This window comes from Lentilactobacillus hilgardii DSM 20176 = ATCC 8290 (assembly GCF_000159315.1).
GTDB lineage: Bacteria > Bacillota > Bacilli > Lactobacillales > Lactobacillaceae > Lentilactobacillus > Lentilactobacillus hilgardii.
The window spans coordinates 611,517-618,543 of sequence record NZ_GG669992.1; the positions used below are offsets into that span (position 1 = coordinate 611,517).

Sequence of the window (7,027 nt, forward strand, 5' to 3'; positions counted from 1 at the left end):
TAAAAATTAGTTGTGCAACCGGATTCTCAGCGAAATGTCCGATAATCAGTTAAAATTGAAATGACAATCATAGTTGCGATCCTATATAAACAAATTGGTATCTCAACAGTGATAGCTTTTAGTGAAAATTATGAAAATCTTTGAATAATGGGACTGCTTTGATAAGATAAGGCTAAGACATACGAAATTAACGTGAGAAGGATACTAACATGAAAACGATTACCAATAAGGATTTGATGCGGAGAGCTAACAGCAAGTTGGTTCTCCAAGAAATCTTTAATAACGACTATACAACCCGAGCGGAAATTTCCCGGCATTTGGGATTAAATAAGTCAACGGTCTCTTCGATTTATGATGAACTAAAGGAAGAACAATTAGTTGAAGAAGTCGGCGAAGGTGCGGCATCACATGTTGGCGGAAGAAAACCGACTAATATTAGAATCTATGCAAGCTATGGGTTTACCATCAACTTTGACATCTCGTATCACAATCTTCATTTTATGGCTAACTATTTAGATGGAAGTGTGATTGCGCAAGCTGAAACAACTATTTATCAAAAAAATATTCATGAAATTTTGGCCATAATTGAACATCAGATCAATCAATATGTGGATACGGTTGTTTCAGTCAAAGGATTGTTGGGGATTTGTCTATCAATTCACGGTATCGTGAATGAACAGCAAGAAATCACCTATTCACCCTTCATAGATTTTGAAGACGTCAATCTCAATGAACGTTTAAGTGCCAAGTATCATGTTCCGGTAGTTTTGGAAAACGAGTCTAACCTGGCAGCTGTTTACGTTCGGGATTTTATGATGAAATTTGATAGCAAAAATTTGGTTGCTATTGGAATTCATAAAGGAATTGGGTCGGGCGTGATTATCAATAACCGGTTGTTCCGCGGCTTTAGAGGTCAAGCGGGTGAAGTTGGCCGAACACTGACTAAAAATGCTCAGGGACAACTAACGCCGATTGAACAAATTTGTTCGGAAGATGCCATCATTAACAGAATTAGTGATGAACTGGGATTGACCGGGTTGAATCGATATAAAGTCGTTGAAATGTATCGCGAGCATAATCATAATGTGGTGGCAGCCATTGATAAGTTTATTCAGGAAATCTCCAGCTTAATTTATAACTCGTCTATGTATTTTGACACCGGTGCAATCTATCTTGGATCGCCACTAATGGAAGCGGCACCGGAAATCTTTGACCAGGTGTTGATTAAAGTTCAACAGCTGAGTCATTCTGAAATAAAATTAGTCCGGCTAACCGATTCGGATAAGGCAACACTGTTAGGCGCCTGTTCAGTGATTACCCATTATGCTTTGGATCTGGTCGGTTATCCACTAAACTTTTTTAAAACAAAAGACTGACACCACTTTAAAAATCAAACAAAAACATCACCTCTGCAAAAAAAGATTGCGAGGCGGTGTTTTAATTTTAAGTTTTTGACGGCTTTGATATTATCCGGAAATGTAATTTTCCTGGATGACTTTTCCACACGTTGTTGTTCGATCTGTTTTGCGGTAATCGGCTCACCAGTGTTTTTTAAAAGTTGTCTTGTTTTTGAGATTCGAAATCGATTGAGATACTTGGTGAACGAGATACCCATCGTTTTTTGGAACAGCTTTGACAAGTAAACGTAGTCATATCCAATAGCTGTTAAAGCTAGTTTTAAAGTACACTCGTGTGTGTATGGATTATTAATGATAAATCCCTACGCAAATCATTATGATTGATTTGCGTAGGATATTTTATGTCACACCAAGAACAGCTTTTCCAAGTTGTTTATAAGAAGGGATGATGGGCTTTCGTCATTAAAAATAGGCTGTTACGAACAGGTAGGCAGCTAACCCAAAAGCGGCAATAGAAATTAAAGCCCTTAGTAGGTGAATATTTGCGTGTCGGACAATAATCGGCCCAGTGTAGCCACCAATGAGAAGGCCAAAACCCAAAGGAATAACAAGTAGCCAATCAATATGGGATTTGAAGATAAAAATGATGGTCGCAATCAGATTACCGGCAAAGGCGATCACGTTTTTCATGGCGTTGACAACGGCAAAACGATCATCGGTAATGACCGAGAGAATAGCAAGAAAAATAACGCCGCCAGCAGCACCGAAATATCCCGTGTAGGCACCGACCAGGATAATACCAATTAAACTAATCAGTGACACCCACCACTTCTTTTCAGGGGATGAGTGGGCCTCTTTTAGTTTTGAAGTAGAAACGTCCTTTTTCCGACCTGAAAGAAATAGTAAAATACCTGCGAACAGAATGAAGAAAGGAACAACTTTCTCAAACGAAGAGGCGGGTGCAACTAATAGCAGGATACTACCACCAATACTACCGATTAAAGATAACACAATAAAAATTGATAGTTTTTTCCAATGACCGCGAAGTTCTTTAAGCGAAGAAGCAGTTGCACCAATTCCGGAAAAGATCAGTGCAGTCGTATTAGTGACGTTTGCGATAACCGGTGGCAGGCCAACAGCTAAAAGGGCAGGGTAGGAAACCAGCGAAGCGAGTCCGGCTATCGAAGCTAACAGGCCAGCTGCAAAACCGGCAATGATTAAAAAGATAAATGTTAATATCAAGGTAGAAACACACATTCCTTTCAGAAAGTAAGATACTTCTAATATAGTACTACCAATGACTTACTTTTAAAACTGCTCTAGCAATCCCCATGATCAAATTCAAAGTGTTTGTTTAGGTTTTGATGATATCCAAATCAGTGTTGCGAAGGCTAAACATCAGCTTTTTCAGGCTTAAACTTTGCTGGTACGTCCCAAGTCAGGCAGTGTACAGAACCGCCAGTGGTTGAAATTTGGGCCACATCAATGAGGACGATTTTTTTAGTAGTATTTTTTTTAACGATCTTTAGGACTTTAGCATCCGTTTGAAGACCATAATGTGGGATATAAATGGTCTTCGGTGTTTCCAACATGTTAACGTATAAGCCTTTAGCCGAAGCAATTTTGGTATCATACTGCCCCTTTGATGTATAGGCAGAAGGTAGGAGAACAAATTTCGCACTGGGAAGTTGTTTTCTAATTAGCTGCTCGATCTTTTTAACTAATTTTTGATTCCCAGAGAAATCGCTAATGTATAGTTTCCGGGCAGTGATGAATTTAACCATCCCGTCGGCATGTCCCAACACATCTCCGGGTTCGGTGGGGATAAAAATAACATGGTTAACGGCTAGTTTTGTCTTTAGCTCCTTAATAATTTCAGTGCGGGACCAATTGGGATTATCCGTGAAAACGTGGGTGGTTAAGATAACGGTATCACTGTTATTCCAAATCAAATTGCCACCGTCAAGGACCAAGTCACTGGTTTGATAATTGAATTTTCCCCGGTTGAGCCACGTACGAAATTGTTGGTCTAAATAATGACGGTCTGACTTTTTTAGATAATTTGGACTGTAGCGGAATTTGACCATTTTAGTAGTGATTACCGGCGCCACATCCCGGAGCCAAATGTCATCATAGGTGAAATTGCTGCTTCGATGGGCTAATGGTTGCTTGGTAATGGTGAGGACGTTATTTGGATCCTGTTTGGCCAGTTGACTGACGAAATGTCGTAACGCTTTATTAAACGGCCGATAGTAAGTGTCACTAGGCTTGGGTAAGGCGGTATAAATGGTCGGCTGGTTTGCAGCAGCCGTTTGGGTGACAGAAAGTTTGCTTGCACCGGCCAATAGGCAGCCGGTAAAAATCATGATTGCTAAAATGCCAGTTCGTTTACGCATGATGATGTCCTCCGATTGAGTTATTGGCATCATGATAGCATGGGCTTTTTTTATTAATTTTATAAAAATATTATAAGCGCTGCTAAAGAGAAAACCGCCTATTGACAAGGGTCGTTATATATAATTTAAAATATAATCTATATAAAATAGTATTGTATAAAGAGACGTTATTATACAAACACAGCCCTGGACATCTTTGTAATGAGGATGTTCAGAGCTGTGTTTAATTATTTAGACAACTGAGTTGCTGATTTTTGCTTAGTCTTGGTTGCTTTATTAAGCAGATAAACAAATAGCAGAGAGATTGCTGCGTATACTGCAGCGCCCACGCTGATTTTATCCAATCCGACAATGCCAACCATTGATGAAGCGGTTGCTGATCCCAGTGAAATACCGAAGTTGAAGAAGATTGAGCTAAGGGATGACGCTAATACTAATGATTGTGGGTAATCCGATTCGGCAATATTTAAAAAATGCAGCTGAATTGGAGAGTTCAAAACCGTGACAATCAACGTTAATATCAAAATAATCGCCATTCCTGTGATTTTATTTTTCAATCCAAAGGGCATCAGCAATAATAGGATAATATCAGCCACGTAAAACTTTGGCATGGTCCTGAGTGGATTGGTTTTTTCAGCGATTACTCCCGACAAGCGGTTACTTAAGATGCTCATGATACCAATGATGAATAATAGCCAATTCAAACTGGTGATGCTGAAGCCCATCGAGGTTGTAAGCAGCGGACGAATGTAAGTGTAATAAGCATACATTGTCGCAGCGGTGAACAAGACCAACACAATGCCGATATAGATTCTAGGGTCAAGAAGCAGTGTCAGTTGATTTTTAATGGAACTCTGCGTTTGTTTAACTTTCCTGGGTAATATAAAAATTAATAGAATAAATGTCAAAATAGTGATAACTGAAATACTGAAGAACGTATAACGCCAATTGTAACTGGTACTGATAGCTACTCCAATCGGTACCCCGAAAACGGAAGCTATGCTAAAACCGGCGAAGATCCAGGAAACCAAACTGGCTCGTTTGTTTCTTGGCGCAATGGTGCTGGCAAACGTCATAACCAATGAAATAATCGATCCGGCAGTTGTTGCGGTGATGATTCGCGAAACAACCATAAATAGATAGCTGGTCGATAAGCCGCTAAGCGTGTTGCCAATCAGAAAGACAATCATTAATGATAATAGTGTTTTATACCGGCTGAATCGACTGGTAAGAACCGTAACAAAAGGGGTACTGACCGCATAAACTGTCGCAAAGATTGTAACCAAGTAACCCATAATTGAGATTGGGACTTGAAATTGCTTTGATAGATCCGATAATATGCCGACAACAATGAATTCGTTACATCCCAACATGAAAGCAACGAGCACAAAGACAATTGATTGTATTTTGAATTTAGTCACGATAGTTCCCTCCTGTTAGTGATGGTAATGATTGACGTATAAAAGCGCACCTTTTACAGATTAGCATAAAATGATTGTGATTGGGGGAACTTTTTATTGAAAAAAATTTGTCAGTCAGGACACAAAAAGGGACCACAAGTAACCAAACGATAGAAAGGTCAGTTTGTGGTCCCTATTCGAACCAAGTAAGCTGTCAAATTAGTTGTCGGCGTTTGCAGAAACCATACTACGTTGATGTAAATAAGTAATGCCACCAAAAATAATGGTCCAGGCAATTGCACCAAGTGCTCCTACGATATCTTGTGGAATGAAGAACAAGGTCATAAAGATAATGGCAAAGAAAGCGATCGTGAGTGGACTGGTAAATTGATACCAAGGCATCTTAAAGCCATCCGCCAAGAAGTCGCTGGATTCCCGATATTTTCGGTGCGCAATCATGACTAATGCATAAACAATAATGTACATATCGTTTGAAGAACCGGCCACGATCGTAAAGACGGCCCCGGTAGCGCTGGTCAAACTTAATAAAGGCGTCACCAGCAGTAATAATGCGGAGATCTTAATAGCCGCTGCAGGAACACCACTTTTGGAAATCTTGGCAAAGTGTTGATGCATCCAACTTTCTTTTGGTAATTCGGTTGCCAGTTGGTAAAAATGACGACCGGCAGAGAAAATAAAACTATTGAGCGATGAGGAGGCTGACGTCAGAACCACAAAGTTAATGAAGGCTGCAGCAGCTGGTAATCCAGCTAACTTAAAGACTTGAACAAAGGGACTGCTTTGAGGTGTTAAATGTGTCCAGGGAATAATCCCCATGATCACAATCATGGCACCAAAGTAGAAAATCAAAATTTTAAGTAAGGTTTCATTAACCGCTTTTTTGATAATCCGATGAGGGGTCTTTGCTTCACCAATGGTAATACTGACAAATTCAATTCCCTGAAAGGCAAAGAAAGCCATTGGAAATGCTGAAATGAAGCTTAGTCCACCGTGTGGGAACATACTGAAATGATGGAAAAGATTTTGAACGGATGCATGTCCAAGTGGTGTCAGCGAATGGCTAGTCATCATGAAAATGCCGGTTACAATCAAAGCAAGAATGGCGATGATTTTGATTAGTGCGAACCAGAATTCCGCTTCACCAAAGATTTTGGCCGCAATTAAATTAACTGAGACCAAAATACCCAGGAAGACGACTTGAATAAGCCAAGCCGGAATATTCGGAAACCAGAATTGAGTATAAGTCGAAATAGCTGACAGCTCAGCCATGCCACAGAAGGTAAGTCCCAACCAGTATGTCCAGCCGGTAAAATGGCCTACTGTTGGGCCTAAATAGCGAGCAATAAATGATACGAAAGTATGTTGGGAAGGATCGGAGTAAAGCATTTCTCCGATAGCCCGCATCATCAAGAAGAAAAAGATTCCTAAAACTAAATAAACTAATAGAATTGATGGCCCGGTTTTACTAATAGTTGTCCCGGACCCTAAAAATAATCCTGTTCCGATTGTCCCGCCGATGGCAATCATTTGTACGTTGCGGTTGCTTAGAGAGCGTTTCGTCCCATCGGCATTTTCAGTAATATGCGATTTTTGCATGCATAGATTCCTCCTTGAAAGTGATGGAAAATGATAATTTTAAATTAGAGGCCCTCTAATTAATCTGGCATTATCCTAACATGACAGCGTCGAAAAACCGCTGTTTTCAAGGAATCTTTTTACATGATTTTGTAAATCGAGAAAATTTTTAATGAAAAAAAGGCAAATAGGGAAGCCTGCCTATGAAAATGAAGAATAAGTGTGCGGATCAAAGCGATTAGCACCCGGAGTATAAGACGTCGATTTGGGAAATCCT

5 protein-coding genes are annotated in these 7,027 nt (G+C 39.9%); 1 reads left to right on the forward strand and 4 read right to left on the reverse strand.

Annotation, left to right across the window (positions count from 1 at the left end):
* The first annotated feature begins 209 nt into the window (after positions 1-209).
* Positions 210-1,376 (forward strand): ROK family transcriptional regulator, encoded by a 1,167-nt coding sequence (locus HMPREF0519_RS02785; RefSeq protein ID WP_003634435.1) that lies wholly within the window; start codon positions 210-212, stop codon positions 1,374-1,376.
* A 444-nt stretch (positions 1,377-1,820) separates the two neighbouring features.
* Here the strand turns inward: HMPREF0519_RS02785 and HMPREF0519_RS02795 are convergent, their stop codons facing one another.
* The 4 genes from HMPREF0519_RS02795 to HMPREF0519_RS02810 form a co-directional block, all read right to left on the reverse strand.
* Positions 1,821-2,615 (reverse strand): sulfite exporter TauE/SafE family protein, encoded by a 795-nt coding sequence (locus HMPREF0519_RS02795; protein ID WP_003634438.1) that lies wholly within the window; start codon positions 2,613-2,615, stop codon positions 1,821-1,823.
* Positions 2,616-2,749: 134 nt separating this feature from the next.
* Positions 2,750-3,754, reverse strand: coding sequence for an agmatine deiminase family protein (locus HMPREF0519_RS02800; RefSeq protein WP_233419305.1), 1,005 nt, complete (start codon positions 3,752-3,754; stop codon positions 2,750-2,752).
* Positions 3,755-3,981: 227 nt separating this feature from the next.
* A complete protein-coding gene (locus HMPREF0519_RS02805; RefSeq protein WP_003634441.1) occupies positions 3,982-5,175 on the reverse strand; it encodes an MFS transporter in 1,194 nt (397 codons plus the stop codon).
* 198 nt (positions 5,176-5,373) lie between these two features.
* Positions 5,374-6,771, reverse strand: coding sequence for an amino acid permease (locus HMPREF0519_RS02810; protein WP_003557294.1), 1,398 nt, complete (start codon positions 6,769-6,771; stop codon positions 5,374-5,376).
* Between the last annotated feature and the right edge of the window lie 256 nt (positions 6,772-7,027).

Bases quoted from the DNA above. Each gene is read 5' to 3' on its own strand.
- HMPREF0519_RS02785 (WP_003634435.1), top strand. From the start codon at position 210: ATGAAAACGATTACCAATAAGGATTTGATGCGGAGAGCTAACAGCAAG.
- HMPREF0519_RS02795 (WP_003634438.1), bottom strand. From the start codon at position 2,615: ATGTGTGTTTCTACCTTGATATTAACATTTATCTTTTTAATCATTGCC.
- HMPREF0519_RS02800 (WP_233419305.1), bottom strand. From the start codon at position 3,754: ATGCGTAAACGAACTGGCATTTTAGCAATCATGATTTTTACCGGCTGC.
- HMPREF0519_RS02810 (WP_003557294.1), bottom strand. From the start codon at position 6,771: ATGCAAAAATCGCATATTACTGAAAATGCCGATGGGACGAAACGCTCT.